Source organism: Saccharothrix ecbatanensis (genome assembly GCF_014205015.1).
Classification (GTDB): Bacteria; Actinomycetota; Actinomycetes; order Mycobacteriales; family Pseudonocardiaceae; genus Actinosynnema; species Actinosynnema ecbatanense.
Genome location: NZ_JACHMO010000001.1, coordinates 8,037,351 through 8,053,910, shown reverse-complemented (window position 1 = coordinate 8,053,910; position 16,560 = coordinate 8,037,351). Strand labels below are relative to the sequence as shown.

Below are 16,560 nucleotides of genomic sequence, written 5' to 3'. Positions count from 1 at the left end.
GCGACCACCCGGCGTGGTGGCGTCGAACGGAGACGGCGATGGCGAGCGTGGTCAACTCGTGGATTAACGGGCCGAACATCCAGATCGGCTCGGCGGGTGGCGACGTCACCATCGCGCTGGAACGCGCCGACTACCGCTTGGACTGGCTCTCACCCATGCCGCGAGGGACGTGGGTGCCACGGCACCAGCGGACCCCCGGCTACCTGCTCGACGCACGCCGCGAGACGGTGCCGTACCGGCCCCGACCGGACGTCCAACAGCGACTGGAGGAGTGGCTGGACGATCCCGACGCGCCGATGTCTGTGCTGCTGGTGCACGGTCCGGGCGGCCTGGGCAAGACCCGGTTGGCCAACGCCTTCGCCGGGTTCGCCCACCAACGGGGCTGGGGTGTCGCACGGGCGCTCGACCAGCGCGCCTCCACACCGGCGGGTATGGCCGGTTCCGCACCCGGCCACGTCCTGGTGGTGGTGGACTACGCCGAGCGCTGGCACCCCGACGCGCTGGTGGCGATGATCTCCGCCCTGCCCACCGACTTCGCGGGCAGCACGCTCAGGGTGTTGGTGCTCGCCCGGTCGCCCTCGGCTTGGCCGCAGCTCACCACCCAGCTCGACCGCGTCCCGACCGATCTGCCGGAGCCGATGGAACTGGGTCATCTGACGTCTGATCCACGTGAACGGGAACAGGCGTTCCGCGATGCCGCGGACGCGTTCCGGCGGGCGTTGGCCCTGCCGCCGGGCCCGACCGCGCCGATCGACCTCGCGGACGACGCGTACGGCTCGGCGCTCACCCTGCACATGGCCGCGCTGGCCGCCGTGTGCGCGGACCGCGACGAGCAGCCGCGCCCCGGCCTGGCTGAGCTCTCCGGCTACCTGCTCAGCCACGAACGCCGGTTCTGGCCTGTCGACGACTACAACCGGATCAACGCCGCCGTGTTCGTGGCGACCCTGTTCGGCCCGGTGTCCGACCTCGAAACCGCGCGTGAGTTGCTAGAGCGCGCACACATCGCGACGGGCGCCGAGGCGAACGAAGCCGTCGTGCGGCACGACCGCCTCTACCCGAGCGGGAACGGCCCGACCACCTTGGAACCGCTGCGCCCCGACCTGCTCGGTGAGGACTTCGTGGCGGCCCACCTCGCGGCGGACCGCCACGCGGCGGAACTGCTCTCGAACCTGCTCGCCCAAGAGCAACCGGCCTTGGCACGGCAGGCACTGGTCGTGCTCGCCGCGACCGCCGACCGGCACGAGCACGTCCGGCCGGTTCTCTGGGGATTGCTCGACGAGCACCGCTCGCTGGTCGTCGAAGCGGCCCTGCCGGTCTTCGAGGTGCTGATCGCCCACGCGCCGTTCGAGACGTGCTGGGCCGTCTTCGGCGGGCTGCCGGAGTTCCACATCGCGCACCTGTACTCGGGTTTGGCCCTGGCCGAGCACCTGGTCGACGCACTGCCCGCCACCCCTCCGGACTGGCGGCGCGCGTACATGCTCAACCACCTCAGCAAGCGCCGGGCCGACCTCCTGCTGGTGGAGCCCGCCCTGGCCGCCGCACGCGAGAGCACCGAGGTGTACGAGGTCCTGGTCGAGCACGATCCCCGACACCTGCCTGACTACGCCGGCAGTCTGAGCAATCTCGGCGGGTACCTCGCCCAGACCGGCGACGACGCGGGTGCTGTGGAGCCCTCCCGCCGAGCCGTGGAGATCTTCCGCGAACTGGCGGACATCGAGCCCGCGCATGCCATCAACCTGGCCGAAAGTCTGACCAACCTGAGCAACCGGCTCTGCAGCGACAACAACTGGACCGACGCCCACGAACCCGCCCGCGAAGCTGTCGAACTGCTCCGAGGGCTCGTCGAGCACGACCGGCGCCTGCTCCCCCGGCTTGCCGGTGCCTGCACGAATCTGGGCATCCAACTCGCTCAGGCGGGGGACAAGCCCGGCGCGTTGGAGGCCGCCCGGGAAGCGATCGCGATCCGCTCCGAGCTGGTCAGCGCCGAGCCAGCCGTCCACATGGCGGATTACGCCAAGGACTGCATCGTGCTCGCGTGGGGGCAGGCGCTGGACAACGGCGCGGCTTCCGCCTCGCTGCCCGAGGCGTGGCGAGCCGCGCACACGGCGCTGCACGCGTATCGGGTGCTGGCGGAGGTTTCGGAGCATGCGTTCGCGGGTCAGTTGCTCTCCGCGCTGAGCACAGCCGCCGACGTGCTCCGAGCGGCCGCGATGAGCAGTGACCGGGGGACGGTCCTGGCGACGCTGGATGAACTGCTCCCGGACCACCATCGCTGAGGACGGGGCCATACTGGTGCTATGAGGTGGCTCTGGCTGATCGGCGGGCTCGTCCTGGTCGCCGCTGCCGTCGTCGTGCTGTGGATCGGCCTGGAGAAGGCGGACCAACTCTTCAGCGTGATCGGCGGGTCAGCCGGCGTGGTAGGTCTGGCGGCGTCCATCCACGGCCTCCGCGCGGTCCTCTCGTCGTCCCCGCCCGCAGGGGGAAGGAATGACAACACGGTCAGCGGATCGGTCATCCTGGGCCCGAACACCCAGATCGGCAGCGTGGGCGGCAATGTCCAACTACCGCCCGCGTACCGACCCGACGGCGGTCAGGACTCCGCGTAGAACGGGTTCACGACGACTTCCTCGCCGTCCTCGAACCGGTACACCTCGCGGCCTTCCACGAACACCTTGAGCGCCCGGCTCATCACGTCCAGCGGGTCACCCGACCAGATCACCACGTCACCGTCCAGACCCGGCCGCAGCGACCCGACCCGGTCGTCCAGCCCCATGATCGCGGCCGGGTTCACCGTGATCGACTCCAGGCCGACGCGCGGGTCCAGGCCTTCCTTCACCGCCAGCGTCACCTGGTGCACCAGGAAGTGGATCGGCACCACCGGGTGGTCCGTGGTGATCGCGATCCGCACCCCCGCCCGCGCCAGGATGCCGGGGTTGCGCAGCGAACGGTTGCGCACCTCGACCTTGGACCGCGACGTGAACAGCGGCCCGATGATCACCGGGATGTCACGCTCCGCCAACAGGTCCGCGATCAGGTGACCCTCGGTGCCGTGGTTGACGATGAGCCGGTAGCCGAACTCCTCCGCCAGCCGCAACGCCGTCGCGATGTCGTCCGCACGGTGGCAGTGCTGGCACCACGGCAGCTCACCGGACAGCACCCGGGCCAGCACCTCGGACGTGGTGTTCCGCTCGAACGGCCCGTCCGCCGCGTCACGCTTCGCCACGTAGTCCTGAGCCTTGACGAACGCGTCCCGGATCACCGCGGCCACGCCCTGGCGGGTGGACGGCAGCTTCTTCTGCTCCCCGTACACCCGCTTCGGGTTCTCACCCAGCGCGCTCTTCACGCTCACCGGGTTGCGCACCAGCATCTCGTCCGCCGTGCGCCCCCAGCACTTCACGGCCACGGTCTGGCCGCCGATCACGTTGCCCGACCCCGGCTTGACCACCGCGGTCGTGACGCCGCCGGCCAGGGCGTCGGCGAAACCCTGGTCGGCGGCGTTGAGCCCGTCCAACGCCCGCAGCCGGGCGCCGTTCGGGTCGGTCATCTCGTTGGTGTCCTGCCCGGCCCAGCCCTCGCCCTCCTCGAACACGCCGAGGTGGCCGTGGGCCTCCACGAACCCGGGCAGCACCCAGCCGCCCGCCGCGTCCACGACCGGGACGCCGTCCGGCACCTCGACGTCGACGCCGACCGCGACGATCTTCCCGTCCTGGATCAGGACCGTGCCGCCCTCGATCGGCTCACCGGCCACCGGGACGACGTACCCACCCGTGATTGCGACGTTCATAGTTAGCGACGCTAACGGTCTACGACAACGGGCGCAAACCCCAGCGACCGGCCCACGACTCGCCCGGTGCCAGCCACAGCAGGTCGACACCGCTGTTCAACGCGTCCGGCGGGCACGTCATCGGCTCGATCGCCACCGCACGCCCCCGACCGGGGAAGTTGCCCGGCGTGTACACCTGCACCCACTTGAAGTCCGGGTCCGCCCACATCTCGACGCCGCCGCCCGGCCCCTTCAGCACGTGCCGCACCAGCCCGTCCACCGGCTCGCACCCGCCGAACGCGGTGTCCAGCTTCACGCCCTCCAGCAGCCGGGCGACGCGGAAGTCGTAGTCGCCGGACACCGGCTCGGCCGGGCCGTTCGGGATCATCGTGTCGGCGTCGACCGGCAGCACCGTGGTCGCGGCCAGGGACATGGACGTCTCGTCGGTCGCCGAAGCGCCCGCCCGCGGGTACGGGTGGGTGCCGACACCGAACGGCGTGCGCGCGTCACCGACGTTCGTGACGCCGTGCGAGACGCTCAGCCCGTTCTCGTCCAGCGCGTAGGTGATGGTCGTGCGCAGCGCCACGGGCCAGCCGAAACCGGCGACCGGGGCCTCCAGCGACAGCAGGCCGCCGGTGTGCTCCACCACGTCCCACACCACGCGGCGCACCAGGCCGTGGATGGCGTTGCCGCGGGCCGGTTCGTTCACTTCGAGCTGCTGCTCGACACCGTCGAGCGTCCACCTGCCGCCCGCCGTGCGGTTGGGCCACGGCACGAGCACCGCGCCGCTGCCCATGGGCGGTTCGTCCTCGTACGTCTCCACGTACGGCACGCCGCCGACCTCGTAGGACTTCAGTCCCGCACCCTCGGGTGCGATGACGGCGCGTGCCGCGCCGTGGGAGATCTCCAGCATGGGACAAGAGCGTATCGGCTTGACTTTCCCAGTAGACCGGTCTCTATAGTAAAACCATGCCGAAACGCACCGACACGCGGCAGCGCATGATCCGCACCGCCGCCGAGCTCTTCCGGTCGCAGGGCTACCACGCCACCGGCCTGAACCAGGTCCTCGCCGAGGGCGCCGCCCCGAAGGGGTCGCTCTACTTCCACTTCCCGGGCGGGAAGGAGCAGCTGGCGGTCGAGGCGGTCGCGTTGGCGGGCAACGACCTCCGCGACGCGCTGGCCGCCGCCCTCGACGCCGAGCCCGACCCCGCGAAAGCCCTTTCCCACGCCTTGGAACTACTGGGGAAGGACCTCCTGGCTTCGGAGTTCCGCAGGGGGTGCCCCATCGCCACGGTCGCGCTCGACGCCGCGGCGGACAGCGAGCCGATCCGCTTGGCGTGCGAGGAGGCCTACGCGTCCTGGCACTCGGTCATCACCGCCCGCATCGGCGACGACGACCTCGCCACGGTCGTGCTGGCAGCCATCGAGGGCGCGCTCCTGCTCGCCCGCACCCGCCGTTCGCTCGAACCCCTGCACACCGTCGGCGCCCGCATGGGCGTCCTCCTCGGAAGGCCCAGCTCATGAAGGTGCACCACCTCAACTGCGGCACCATGCGCCCGTTCGGCGGGAAGCTGGTCACCGGCAAGGGTTCCTACTTCGGTGCCGCCGAACTCGTCTGCCACGTCCTGCTGCTGGAGACCGACGACGGCCTGGTGCTGGTCGACACCGGTCTCGGCGTGGACGACGTCCGCACGCCCGGCGAGACGCTGGCCAAGCACTGGCGGCTCATGTGCCGGCCGGCGCTGGAGGAGCCGGAAACCGCGCTGCGCCAGGTGGAAGCGCTCGGGTTCACCGCGTCGGACGTGCGGGACGTCGTGCTGACGCACCTGGACCTGGACCACGGCGGCGGCCTGCGCGACTTCCCGCAGGCGCGGGTGCACCTGTCGGCGGAGGAGCTGGCGGCGGCGACGCGGCCCGGCAAGTCCGGCAACGACCGCGTCCGGTACCCCGACAACCAGTGGCGACACGGGCCGAAGTGGGTGGCGCACGAGACGACCGGCGAGACGTGGTTCGGCTTCTCCGGAGTGCGCGAGGTGCGGCAGGACGTGCTGCTCGTGCCGCTGTTCGGCCACACCCACGGGCACACGGGGGTGGCGGTGCGGGACGGCGACCGGTGGCTGCTGCACGCCGGCGACTCGTACTTCTTCCACGGGGAGATGGAGGCAACCAGGCACTGCCCGCCGGCGTTGACGTTCATGCAGAACCGGATGGAGGTGGCGCGCGACTTGCGCCTGGCCAACCAGGACCGGCTGCGCGAACTGGTGCGCGACCACGGTGACACGGTGGATGTCTTCAGCGCACACGACGCCACGGAACTGCGCCGGCACAGCTTGATTTGAGTAGCGGTACTCATGACATCGGGCCACGGTGGCGTGGACTCTTCGTCCATGACCACCACCGCGAAGCCGCACTCGCCGACCACGACCGCCTTCTACGCCCAGGCGGTGGCGTCGTTCGTCATCTCGCTGATCGCCGTCGGCCTGGGCGTCGCCTACCTGCCGGTGAACGGCTGGGTGCGCGCGTTCCTCGCCCTGGGCCTGCTGTTCACCGTCACGTCCGCCTTCACCCTGGCCAAGTGCGTCCGCGACCGGCAGGAGGAGACGTACGTGGTGAGCCGGGTCGACCAGGCCAGACTGGAGAAGTTGCTCGCCGAGCACGACCCGTACCGGGTGGAGGCGGTCTGACTCCTAGGCTTGCGGCCCATGACGACCGTCGCTCTCGAAGACATCGACGACATCGACTGGGCCTCGCTCAATCACGCGTACGGCTCGGCGGAGGACGTGCCGCAGACGTTGCGCGAGGCGGTGGGCGCGGACGAGGAAGTGGCCGGCGAGGCGATCGGGCACCTGTACGGCAGCATCTACCACCAGGGCACGCTGTACACGGCGACGCCGTGGGCGGTCCCGTTCGTCGCCGAACTCGCCGCCGATCCCCGCACTCCGCGCCGCGCCCACTTGGTGAACCTGCTCGGCGCGATCGCCGCGTCCGACGACGCAAAGCCCGAGGTGCTGGCGGACGTGCGGACGGCGTTGGCCCGCGAGACCACGCGCCTGGTGCCGCTGCTGGACGATCCGGACGTCGACGTCCGGCACCTCGCCACCCGCCTGCTCGGCAACCTCCCGCAGTCGGAGGCGGCCGAAGTGGTGCCCGCGCTCAGGGCTCGACGCGAGCGCGAGAGGTCGCCGCGCGTCCTGGCGGGGCTGCTCGCGGCGGCCGGTCGTCTCGCCCCGTCCGACAGCGCCGAGTGGCTGACCGGTGAACTGGCGCAGGGGCGACCAGCCGCCGCCCGGGCCGGCGCGTTGTGGGCTATCGCCGACGCCGGGCTCCCGTGGTCGGACGCCGCCTCCGAAGCCGTGGTCGACCTCTGGCTGAACGGCGACCCGTTGACGAGCTGGATCTGGGCGGACGATCCGTTCGCCGACATCGTCGCCCGGATCGACAGCGCGCCTTTCGCCGACCTCTGCCGGACGTTGTTCGAGCGCGGCACGGCCGACACCGCCCGCAACGCGATCGACGCGGTGTACCAGCGGTGCGTGCGATCGCGCTCCGCCCGCGACGACTTCGCGCCGCTGCTGGCCGCCGGGATCGACCACCCCGACATCCGGGTCCGCTTCGCCGCCGCCACCGCCGTCCGGGACGTGCCCGCTGCCGCTCCCCTGGCCGCCGATTCGCTCGCTGCCTTCGTCGCCGACCCGTGCGCGGAGGACGCGAACTCCCTTGAGGCTCGACTGTTCGGCATGGCGCTGGAAATCCTGATCGCACTGGGCGATCCACGCTGGCGCACACCGTTCAACACCGCTCTCGTCGCGGGCCGGCTGACCTCCGACGTGCCGGCGATGCTGATCGACACCGACGTGCCGTGCGATCCCGTTCTGCTGACCGCCGTGCGAGAACGGCTCGCGGCGCTGCCTCCCGAGTGGTCGACGGAACGCGGTGGGTACGGCGCGATGCAGGGCCGGATGCTGTGGCACAACGAGATCAGCACCCTGACCAGGATGCTGCACCACTGGGGCCCGGCCGCCGCCGAAGCCATCCCGGAACTGGTCCGCTTCGTCCCGCACGACCAGTGGTGGGCGGTCCGCGCACTCGCCGCGATCGGCTCGGCAGCGTCGGCGGCGGTGCCCGTGCTGACCCAAGTCCGTGACGACGCGACGGCAGCCTGGCCCCATCGCCTGGACTGCGCACAGGCCTTGACCGCGCTCACCGGGGACATCGGTCAGTTGAGCGCCTGCATCGCGGAGGCCACGGCGGCAGGTGAACCCGTACCGGCGGCAAAGATGGCGCTGCACCACGGACTTCCCCTGAACGGCGCCGTTCCCGCGCTACGCGACATCGCCACGACCGCCACCGCCGACGAACCGGCCGCCATCCGCGTCCGGCTTGAGGCCGCCCGACTACTGCTGCAAACAGGAGACACCACGCCGCCCCTCAGCGCCGCCGCCGACGCGTTGGACAGTCGCAGGTACACGGCGGACGCGGCCGAGCTCGCGGGCCTGATGGGACCGGCCGCCACCGAACTGGTACCCCGACTGCGGACCCTGCTGGACGACCGGCACCAGTTCCACGCCGCCGCGCTGGCAATCCGCCGCGTGACCGGCGACCCCGAACCGCTCGTCAACGCCGTGCGGAGGCGGCTCCCGACTTTCGGAGCCGGGCCGTGGCTCATGGAGTCGCTACGGGAACTGGCCGCCGACACCGCCCCGCTGCTGCCCACGTTGCGTGAACTGGTCGATGGCGACGCCGCCATCCCCGGCATCGGCATCGACGGCCGGCAAGTCCAGCGGGACGAGGAACAGCGCCGCCAACTCGTTGCCGTGCTCGACGAACTCCAGAACTGACGCGAACGGTGGTGGGGCTGCCGCGACGACAGCCCCACCACCGTTCAGCGGGGTTACTTGACTCAGCGGGTTACTTGACCAGCTTCTCCGGGTCGAAGACGACCTTGCCGTGCACGATCCGGTTGATGCCCCACAGCACCACGCCGGCCGCGAGCAGGTAGAGCGCGATCTCGTAGTCGGCGCCCGGACGGCCCGAGAGCGGGCTGGCCAGGTACGCGCAGGTGATCGCGCCCAGCACCGGCACCCACGTCGGCGCCCGGAAGTGCTTGTGGTCCGCTTTCTCCTTGCGCAGCACCAGAACGGCGACGTTGACGATGGTGAAGACGATCAGCAGCAGGAGCGCCGTGGTGCCGCCCAGCTTCGCGATGTCCGTGGTCGAGACCAGGATGATCGCGACGCCCGACGTGAAGACGATCGAGATCCACGGCGTGCGGCGGAACGGGTGCACGGTGCCGAAGACCTTCGGGATGATCCGCTCGTTCGACATGCCGTAGATCAGCCGGCTGGCCATCAGCATGTTGATCAGCGCCGAGTTGATGACCGCGAACAGGCCGATCAGCGAGAAGATCCACAGCGGGAAGCCGGGCGCGCCCACCGTGACGACCCTCAGCAACGCCGACGACCCCGCCTTGGACAGCTCGTCGGCCGGGATGAGCAGCGACGACGTGATGGCGACGAGCACGTAGATGATCGCCGCGATCACCATGCCCCACAGCATCGCCCGGGGGAAGATGCGGACCGGGTCGCGGGTCTCCTCCGCCATGTTCACCGAGTCCTCGAAGCCGACCATCGCGAAGAACGCCAACGCGGTGGCGGACGTGATGGCCACCAGCGCGTGCTGGTTGGGCGCCGGGTCGATCTGCGTCAGCCGGCTCGGGTCGCCGTCGCCGGCCAGCACCGCGTAGACGCCGATGGCGATGATGATGACCAGGCCGGACAGCTCGATGCAGGTCAGGACGACGTTCGCCTTGACCGACTCCGAGACGCCCCGGAAGTTGATCAGGGCGAGGCCGATGATGAACAGGATCGCCACCAAGGTCGCGGACACCGTGAACGTGTCCGAGAAGAACTCCTTGATGACGGACTGGAGGTAGGTGCGCCCGAACGCGAGCGCGGCGGAGGACGCCGAGGTGATACCGGAGCTCATCACCGCGAACGCCACCATGAAGGTGAGGAACTGGATCTTGAACGCGCGGTTGGTGTAGAGGGCGGCGCCGGCTGCCCTGGGGTACTTGCCGACGAGTTCGAGGTAGCTGAACGCGGTCAGGAAGGCCACCACGAACGCGACCAGGAACGGCAGCCACAACGCGCCGCCGATCTTGCCCGCGACGTTGCCCGTGAGGGCGTAGATGCCGGTGCCGAGGATGTCACCGACCACGAAGAACAGCAGCAACTTGGGGCCGATGGCCCGTTTGAGTTCCGGTTGCGCCGGTGCGCTCGTCGCTTCCGCCATGCCGCCTGAGTGTGCCGGATCACACCGGGTCCGGATAGTCGAACTGCCGCACCGTCGGCAAGTCTTGATGTTCGGGTGACGTTCAGGCCCGCGCGCCCGCCCGAAGATCGGCTTCGGCCTGCGCGACGGCCTCCTCCAACGCCTCCCGGAACGCCGCGATCTGCGCCGCCTCCAGTCGGATGCCGTCGGACCCCGCGGGCAGGAACAGATCGATCCCGCCGTCCTGCACTTCGACCGTGAACACGTCTTCACGGTCGGAATAGCACCGCAACAACCACTCACGCTTCGGCGAAGTCACCTTGATCAACGGTTCAGCCATGCCCGAGATCATGCAAGCTTGCGCTTCTCCACTCAATTACACAATCGAGTGAGCAACCTTCCCGCGACTGCCACACGCCCCTACCGTTGATCACATGCCACGCCGTTCCGAAGCATCTGTCCGCTCTCGCCGCCTGGCGATCACCCTGCGCAAACTGCGCCGCACCACCGGCATGACCGGCGCTGATGTCGCCAAGGCGGTCGGGATGTCGGCGAGCAAGATCAGCCGGGTGGAGAGCGCCGACAGCGGCATCTACCCGGATGACATCGAGAAGCTGCTCGACTTCTACGGCGTCGCCAAAACGCAACGAGTGCACCTGCTGGATCTGGCCCGCCACTCCGAGCAGCGTGGCCTGTTGCGTGTGAACAACGCCCATTTCCCGGAGGACTGGCAGACCTGGGCGGATTTCGAGGAAGAGGCCAATGCCCTTCTCTTCTACGAGCCGTTGATGATCCCGGGCCTGCTCCAGACCGCCGAGTACGCGCGGAAGATCATCTGGGCGACCGGCCACGGCCTTGACGACGACCAGATCGAAACCCTCGTCTCAAGCCGGATGGCCCGCCAAGGGCTCCTCACCCGTCGCAACCCACTCCGACTGCACGTGGTCATCGAGCAGAGCGCTCTTGAACGCCCGCTCGGTGACCCGCATGTCTACGGCCGGCAGATCCGCCACATCATCGACATGGCGGAAATGCCGAACATCACGGTCCAGGTGATGCCTGCCGAGGCCGGATTGCACCCCGGGCTGAACGGCGCGTTCGTGATCCTCAAGTACGACGACGACCCCAGTCTCGTGCTGCTGGAGAACAAGATCGCCAGCCACTTCCTGGACGAGCCCGACCAGATCGCGCTGTTCGAGGACACCTGGGGCGTCCTCCGCGACGTGGCCTTCAGCGTCGACGAAACGGCGGCTTACTTGAAGGGCCTCGCGTGAAACCATGGGCGCATGACCCTGTGGCGTAAGAGTTCTCGCAGTGCCAGCAGTGCCAACTGTGTCGAGGTGGCACTGGTCGGCAAGCGGGTGGCGGCGCGGGATTCCAAGAACCCCGCGCCGATCATCGCGTTCCCCGTCGCCTCCTGGGCGCGGTTCCTGCGGGCTCAGTAGTCCTCCCACAGGTCGTAGCCCGACGAGTTCGGCGCGGCGGTGTCGTCCACGCCGATGGCGGCCAGGTCGGCCGACGTCACGGTCGTCCCGGCGCGGTCGCCCAGGAACGCCGCGATCAGCGTCTCCAGGACGTCGAGGTGGGCCTCGCGCGAACGGTCGTTGCACGCGCGGATCTCTCCCAGCGCGCCGTCGACCCGCTGCTCCACCCCGGCCTCGGCCAACTGCCGGTAGATCAGCCCCGCCTCCCCGAACCCGTCACCCGGCGCGGTGATCTTGAGGTAGGAGTTGGCGGTGCTGCGGAACAGCATGAACAGGGGCTTGTGGTCGGGCACGCCGTCGAAGTCGAGCGTGACGCCGAACAGGTTCTGCAAGCCGTCCAACACCCGTTGCCGGTGCTCCCGCAGCGCAGTGTTGTACGGCTGGCTGTAGTAGTAGCCGTCCTTGGCGTCCGGATGCGCGTCGAGGAACGCCTTGGCGAACGCCCGGCGGTCGTAGGTGATCACCCCGCCAGTTCAGCACCTTCCGGCTTGAAGCGGTAACGCCGGATCGCCGGGATCATCGCGACGGCCAGACCCGTGGCCACGACCACCAGGACACCGCCGAGCACGGTGGCGGTGCCGGGGCCGATCAGCGCGCCCGTGGTGCCGTGGAGGAGGTCCGCCAACCGCGGCCCGCCCGCCACCACCACGATGAACACGCCCTGCATCCGGCCGCGCATGTCGTCCGGCGCGGCAGTCTGGAGGATCGCGCTGCGGAACACCATGCTGGTCATGTCCGCCGCGCCGCCGATGGCCATGAACACCACGGCCAGCCACAGGGCGTTCGACAGGCCGAACCCGATCACCGCCAGGCCCCACGCCACGATCGCGTAGACCACGCCCATGCCGTGCCGTCGCACGCGGGACGTCCAGCCCGAGGTCAGGCCGAACAGCATCGCGCCCAGCGGCATGGCGGCGAACAGGAGTCCCAGTGCCAGGCCGCCGCCCGCCGGGTCGCCGAACGTGGTCTCCGCCATCTCCGGGAACAGCGCCCGCGGCATGCCGAACACCATCGCGATGATGTCCAGCAGGAAGCTCGCCATCACGATCTTCTGCAACGCCAGGTACTTGAACCCGTCGACGACGTCCCGCACGCCCGCACGCCGAATCGTGCCGCTCAACGGCGGCAGCGGCGGGAGTTTCCAGACCGCCCAGATCGTCAACGTCAGGGCGATCGCATCAGCCAGGTACAGCGTCGACAGGCCGACCACCGGCATCAGCATGCCGGCGAGCATGGGGCCGAAGACGCCGCCGAACATCATCACCGTCGCACCCAGCGCCACGGCGGCCGGGATCTGGTCCGCGGGCACGAGGCGGGCGATGGACGCGGTGCGGGCGGGGGCGTTCACGGCGAAGAAGACCTGTTGCAGACCGAGCAGGGCGATCACCAGCCACACCGAGTCCACGTGCAGCGCCGCCTGCACCCACAGCAGCACCGACGTCACCGCGATACCGGTGTTGGTGACGACCAGCAGCTTGCGCCGGTCCACGACGTCCGCGATCGCGCCGCCGTACAGGCCGAAGATCAGCAACGGCACCAGCGCCACACCCGCCGACACACCGACCCACGCCGACGACCCGGTCAGGTCGTACACCTGCTTCGGCACGGCCACCGCGGTCAGCTGGCTGCCGATGGCGGTGACCACGGTCGACAGCCACAGCCGCCGGAACGCCACGACCTTCAGCGGACGGGTGTCCATGGCGATCTTCCCCAGCACTCTCCGCACGGTCGTTAGCGTACGGCAACTAACAACCTGCTTTCCCGAGACGTGGAACAGGGCACGCCCGTAAGGTGCACGGTGTGCGACTGCTCGTGGTCGAGGACGAGGTTCGGTTGGCCGAGTCCCTGAAAGCCGGGCTGGAGGCCGAGGGGTACGCGGTCGACCTCGCGTTCAGCGGGACGGACGGGCTGTGGATGGCCTCCGAGCACGCCTACGCGGCGATCGTGCTGGACATCCTGCTGCCCGGCCTGAACGGCTACCGCGTGTGCCGCCGATTACGGACGGCCGGCGACTCGACGCCGATCCTCATGCTCACCGCCAAGGACGGCGAGCTGGACGAGGCCGAGGCGTTGGACACCGGCGCCGACGACTTCCTCTCCAAGCCGTTCTCCTACGTCGTCTTCCTGGCCCGGCTGCGGGCGCTGATCCGGCGTGGCGGGTCGTCCCGGCCGAGCGTGCTGCGGGCCGGGGACGTCGAGCTGGACCTGGGCCGGCGCGAGTGCCGGTCGGGCGGCGTGCCGGTGCCGTTGTCGGTCAAGGAGTTCAGCGTCCTGTCGTTCCTGCTGTCCCGGCCGGGCGAGGTGGTGAGCAAGGCCGCGCTGCTGGAAGGGCTGTGGGACTTCGCGTCCACGCCGGACCCCAACCTGGTCGAGGTCTACGTCAGCTCGATCAGGCGCAAGCTGGGCCGCGACGTCATCCGCACGGTCCGCGGCGCGGGGTACGTGGTGGCCCGTGGATAGGGTCCGGATCGCGGTCGCCGCCGCCGTGGTCGCCGGCGCGTTGCTGGCGGCCGGCGCGGCGTGGCTGGTCCAGCAGATGGAGCTCCAGGTCGAACGGCAGATCATCGCCGACGCCGACGCACGCGCGAAGGAGGGCGCCGACCGGCTGGCCGGGGTGGTCGTGGCCACCGGCGACCTCGCGGCGGTGCGGTCGACGGGCGCCGCCATCGGGCCGTTCGAGGTGGCGGACCGGCAGTACAACGTGGTCGCGAGCTGTCCTCCGACCCAGTCCCCCGTCCACCTAGGCAGCCTGTCGGGTCCATCGCGGGTGCTGAAGCAGAACACGACCCTGGTCTACCTGCCCGACACCCCGCACGACTGCGTGCCGCCGTCCCTCCGGCGTGACGGCAACGTGCTGGAGGTCCGGGTCGCCACCGTCGTCACCGAGCACTACGACGTCCGCGTGGCCGCGCCGATCGGCGACGTCGACCGGACCGCTGTGGACGGCGTCCGGGAGCTGTTCCAGACCTTGGTCCCGGCCGCCGCGCTGCTGATCGGCGCGCTGGCCTGGCTCACGACCACCACGAGCGACACGTTCGTCCGGCTCAACGCCGCGCTCGACCGGCAGCGGCGGTTCACCTCGGACGCCTCGCACGAGTTGCGCACACCGCTCGCCTCGGCACGCACCCAACTCGAAGTGCTGCTCGCCCACCCCGACCGGATCGACTGGCGGCGCACCGCCGAGAACACCGTGCTCGACCTCGACCGGATGCAGTCCGTCGTCACCGACCTGCTGTTCCTCGCCCGCCTCGAACACCGTGCCGCCGAACACCGCGCCGTCGAACACCGCGCCGTCGAACGCGTCGACCTGGCGGGACTGGCCGGCGTGCCGGGACCGATCGAGGTGACCGGCGACCGGACGCACCTGGAACGGGTGCTGCGCAACCTGCTCTCCAACGCCGAACGGCACGCGTCGTCGCAGGTGGACGTGTCCGTGACGGTCGAAGGCGAAACGGCCGTGCTGCGCGTCGCGGACGACGGGCCGGGCATCCCCGAAGCCGACCGCGAACGGGTCTTCGAGCCGTTCGTGCGGCTCGACGAGGGCCGTGCGCGGGACGAGGGCGGCGCCGGGCTCGGGTTGGCGATCGTGCGCGACGGCGCACGTGCCCACGGCGGCACGGTCGTGATCGAGGGCAGCGACCGGGGCACGGTGGTTGCCGTCCGGCTGCCCCTCGCCTGAAGGGTTCTTCAGGTGGCTTCAGGTCTGGTTCAGCGTGACCGGCCGACGCTGCGGCCGTGCTCGACACCCGAACGCTGAACACGCGAACGCTCGACACCCGAACCAGGACCACCGTCCGACCGGCGTACGCGGTCGCGCTCGGCTTGGCCGTCCTCTACACCTCGTACGCGCTCGTGCGGCACCACTCGTTCCAGACCACCGGGTTCGACCTGGGCATCTTCGAGCAGGCGGTGCGCTCCTACAACGCCGGGCGGTGGCCGACGGCCGACCTGAAAGGCCCCGACTTCCCCCTCCTCGGCGACCACTTCCACCCCGTCCTCGCCTTGCTCGCCTTGCCTTACGCCATCGCACCGCGCGCGGAGACGTTGCTGGTCGCACAGGCGCTGCTGCTGGCCGCGTCGGCGATCCCGGTGACGCGGTTCGCGGTGGACCGGCTCGGTCGCCGTGGCGTCGTCGTCGGCGTGGCGTACGGGCTGTCGTGGGGCCTGCACAACACCGTGGCGTTCGACTTCCACGAGGTGGCGTTCGCCGTGCCGCTGCTGGCGTTCTCGCTGGAGGCCCTGGCCCGTGAGCAATGGCGCCGGTCGATCGCCTGGGCGCTGCCCCTCGTGCTGGTCAAGGAAGACCTCGGCCTGACGGTCGCCGCGATCGGCCTCTACCTGGTGTGGCGCGGTGTCCGGCACGGCTGGGCGGTCGCGGCATTCGGGGTCTCGGCGTTCGCCGTGGTCGTGTTCGCGGTGCTGCCGGCGGTCAACCCGGCGGGCGACTACCCGTACTGGGGACAGTTGGCGGAGACGAGCGGCCTGGGCTGGCTGCGCCTGCTCACGGTGTTCGCGCTGCTCGCGCCGACCGGCTTCCTGGCCGCGCGGTCGCCGCTGCTCGTCGTGGCGCTGCCCACGCTGGCCTGGCGGTTCGCGTCCGGCAACCCGGCGCACTGGGGCATCGAGCACCACTACAGCGCCGTGCTCATGCCCGTGGTCTTCATCGCGTTCGTGACCGCGAACCCGCGCCGAGTCCGGGTTTCCGCCGTGGTGACGGCGGCCTTCACGCTCGTCCTGCTCCTGCGGCCCGCGCACCAGCCCACCTGGAACGAGGCCCAGCGCGCGAGGACGACGGAGATCCTGGCGATGATCCCCGACAACGCCCACGTCGCCGCGTCGAACCGCCTCGCTCCGCACCTCACCGGCCGGTGCCGGGTGTCCCTGTTCCCTCGCGTGCTCGACGCCGAGTGGCTGGTCGTGTCCCAACCCACCGGCTGGCCGGTCCGGGCCGACGAGGAAGCCCGGCTCGTGAAAACGGCCTCCGCCACGCATCGAGTGGTGGCGGAGGCCGATCACGTCATCCTGTTGCGCCGCGGCTAGCCG

At 70.2% G+C, this 16,560-nt stretch carries 17 protein-coding genes; 11 read left to right on the top strand and 6 right to left on the bottom strand.

The annotated features are described in order from the left end of the window. The first annotated feature begins 38 nt into the window (after positions 1-38). Positions 39-2,276 (top strand): tetratricopeptide repeat protein, encoded by a 2,238-nt coding sequence (locus tag F4560_RS35505; RefSeq protein WP_184927467.1) that lies wholly within the window; start codon positions 39-41, stop codon positions 2,274-2,276. A 21-nt stretch (positions 2,277-2,297) separates the two neighbouring features. Further along, on the top strand, positions 2,298-2,606 hold the full coding sequence (locus F4560_RS35500; protein WP_184927466.1) for a hypothetical protein: 309 nt from the start codon (positions 2,298-2,300) through the stop codon (positions 2,604-2,606). Here F4560_RS35500 and F4560_RS35495 read toward each other — a convergent pair. Beyond that, on the bottom strand, positions 2,591-3,784 hold the full coding sequence (locus F4560_RS35495) for an amidohydrolase (protein WP_184927465.1): 1,194 nt from the start codon (positions 3,782-3,784) through the stop codon (positions 2,591-2,593). The genes F4560_RS35500 and F4560_RS35495 overlap by 16 nt on opposite strands. Before the next feature lie 19 nt (positions 3,785-3,803). Beyond that, a complete protein-coding gene (locus F4560_RS35490) occupies positions 3,804-4,676 on the bottom strand; it encodes an aldose 1-epimerase family protein (protein ID WP_184927464.1) in 873 nt (290 codons plus the stop codon). A gap of 56 nt (positions 4,677-4,732) precedes the next feature. Between F4560_RS35490 and F4560_RS35485 the strand changes: the two genes are divergently transcribed. From F4560_RS35485 to F4560_RS35470, 4 genes are read left to right on the top strand one after another with little or no spacing between them, the layout of a single operon-like run. Continuing rightward, positions 4,733-5,287: a TetR/AcrR family transcriptional regulator gene (locus F4560_RS35485; RefSeq protein WP_184927463.1), complete on the top strand. Its 555-nt coding sequence runs from the start codon at positions 4,733-4,735 to the stop codon at positions 5,285-5,287. Further along, on the top strand, positions 5,284-6,102 hold the full coding sequence (locus F4560_RS35480) for an MBL fold metallo-hydrolase (RefSeq protein ID WP_184927462.1): 819 nt from the start codon (positions 5,284-5,286) through the stop codon (positions 6,100-6,102). Before F4560_RS35485 ends, F4560_RS35480 begins: the two co-directional genes overlap by 4 nt. 48 nt (positions 6,103-6,150) lie before the next feature. Next, entirely contained in the window at positions 6,151-6,447 is a 297-nt protein-coding gene (locus F4560_RS35475; protein WP_184927461.1) for a YiaA/YiaB family inner membrane protein, read from the top strand. Between the two features lie 18 nt (positions 6,448-6,465). Further along, positions 6,466-8,601 (top strand): hypothetical protein, encoded by a 2,136-nt coding sequence (locus F4560_RS35470; RefSeq protein WP_184927460.1) that lies wholly within the window; start codon positions 6,466-6,468, stop codon positions 8,599-8,601. Between the two features lie 70 nt (positions 8,602-8,671). On the opposite strand, the gene F4560_RS35465 is transcribed toward F4560_RS35470, so the two are convergent. Both F4560_RS35465 and F4560_RS35460 read right to left on the bottom strand, forming a co-directional pair. After that, on the bottom strand, positions 8,672-10,054 hold the full coding sequence (locus F4560_RS35465) for an APC family permease (RefSeq protein ID WP_184927459.1): 1,383 nt from the start codon (positions 10,052-10,054) through the stop codon (positions 8,672-8,674). 82 nt (positions 10,055-10,136) lie between these two features. Then, entirely contained in the window at positions 10,137-10,373 is a 237-nt protein-coding gene (locus tag F4560_RS35460; protein ID WP_184927458.1) for a hypothetical protein, read from the bottom strand. A 94-nt stretch (positions 10,374-10,467) separates the two neighbouring features. Between F4560_RS35460 and F4560_RS35455 the strand changes: the two genes are divergently transcribed. Together F4560_RS35455 and F4560_RS35450 are read left to right on the top strand one after the other, a co-directional pair. Next, entirely contained in the window at positions 10,468-11,307 is an 840-nt protein-coding gene (locus F4560_RS35455) for a helix-turn-helix domain-containing protein (RefSeq protein ID WP_184927457.1), read from the top strand. Between the two features lie 12 nt (positions 11,308-11,319). After that, the gene (locus F4560_RS35450; RefSeq protein WP_184927456.1) at positions 11,320-11,478 is read left to right on the top strand and encodes a DUF397 domain-containing protein; all 159 of its coding nucleotides are present in this window, start codon (positions 11,320-11,322) and stop codon (positions 11,476-11,478) included. Here F4560_RS35450 and F4560_RS35445 read toward each other — a convergent pair. Next, positions 11,472-11,981 carry a hypothetical protein gene (locus F4560_RS35445; protein ID WP_184927455.1) on the bottom strand — a complete coding sequence of 170 codons (510 nt, stop codon included), beginning with the start codon at positions 11,979-11,981 and terminating at the stop codon, positions 11,472-11,474. The two genes, F4560_RS35450 and F4560_RS35445, sit on opposite strands and share 7 nt — an antisense overlap. Further along, positions 11,978-13,216 carry an MFS transporter gene (locus F4560_RS35440; RefSeq protein ID WP_184929586.1) on the bottom strand — a complete coding sequence of 413 codons (1,239 nt, stop codon included), beginning with the start codon at positions 13,214-13,216 and terminating at the stop codon, positions 11,978-11,980. Before F4560_RS35440 ends, F4560_RS35445 begins: the two co-directional genes overlap by 4 nt. A 101-nt stretch (positions 13,217-13,317) precedes the next feature. Here F4560_RS35440 and F4560_RS35435 point away from each other — a divergent pair, with 101 nt between their 5' ends. From F4560_RS35435 to F4560_RS35425, 3 genes are read left to right on the top strand one after another with little or no spacing between them, the layout of a single operon-like run. Beyond that, complete coding sequence (locus F4560_RS35435) at positions 13,318-13,977, top strand: response regulator transcription factor (RefSeq protein ID WP_184927454.1); 660 nt, start codon at positions 13,318-13,320, stop codon at positions 13,975-13,977. Continuing rightward, positions 13,970-15,196: a sensor histidine kinase gene (locus F4560_RS35430; protein ID WP_184927453.1), complete on the top strand. Its 1,227-nt coding sequence runs from the start codon at positions 13,970-13,972 to the stop codon at positions 15,194-15,196. Before F4560_RS35435 ends, F4560_RS35430 begins: the two co-directional genes overlap by 8 nt. A gap of 56 nt (positions 15,197-15,252) precedes the next feature. Then, the gene (locus tag F4560_RS35425) at positions 15,253-16,557 is read left to right on the top strand and encodes a DUF2079 domain-containing protein (RefSeq protein ID WP_221483751.1); all 1,305 of its coding nucleotides are present in this window, start codon (positions 15,253-15,255) and stop codon (positions 16,555-16,557) included. The last annotated feature ends 3 nt before the right edge of the window (positions 16,558-16,560 follow it).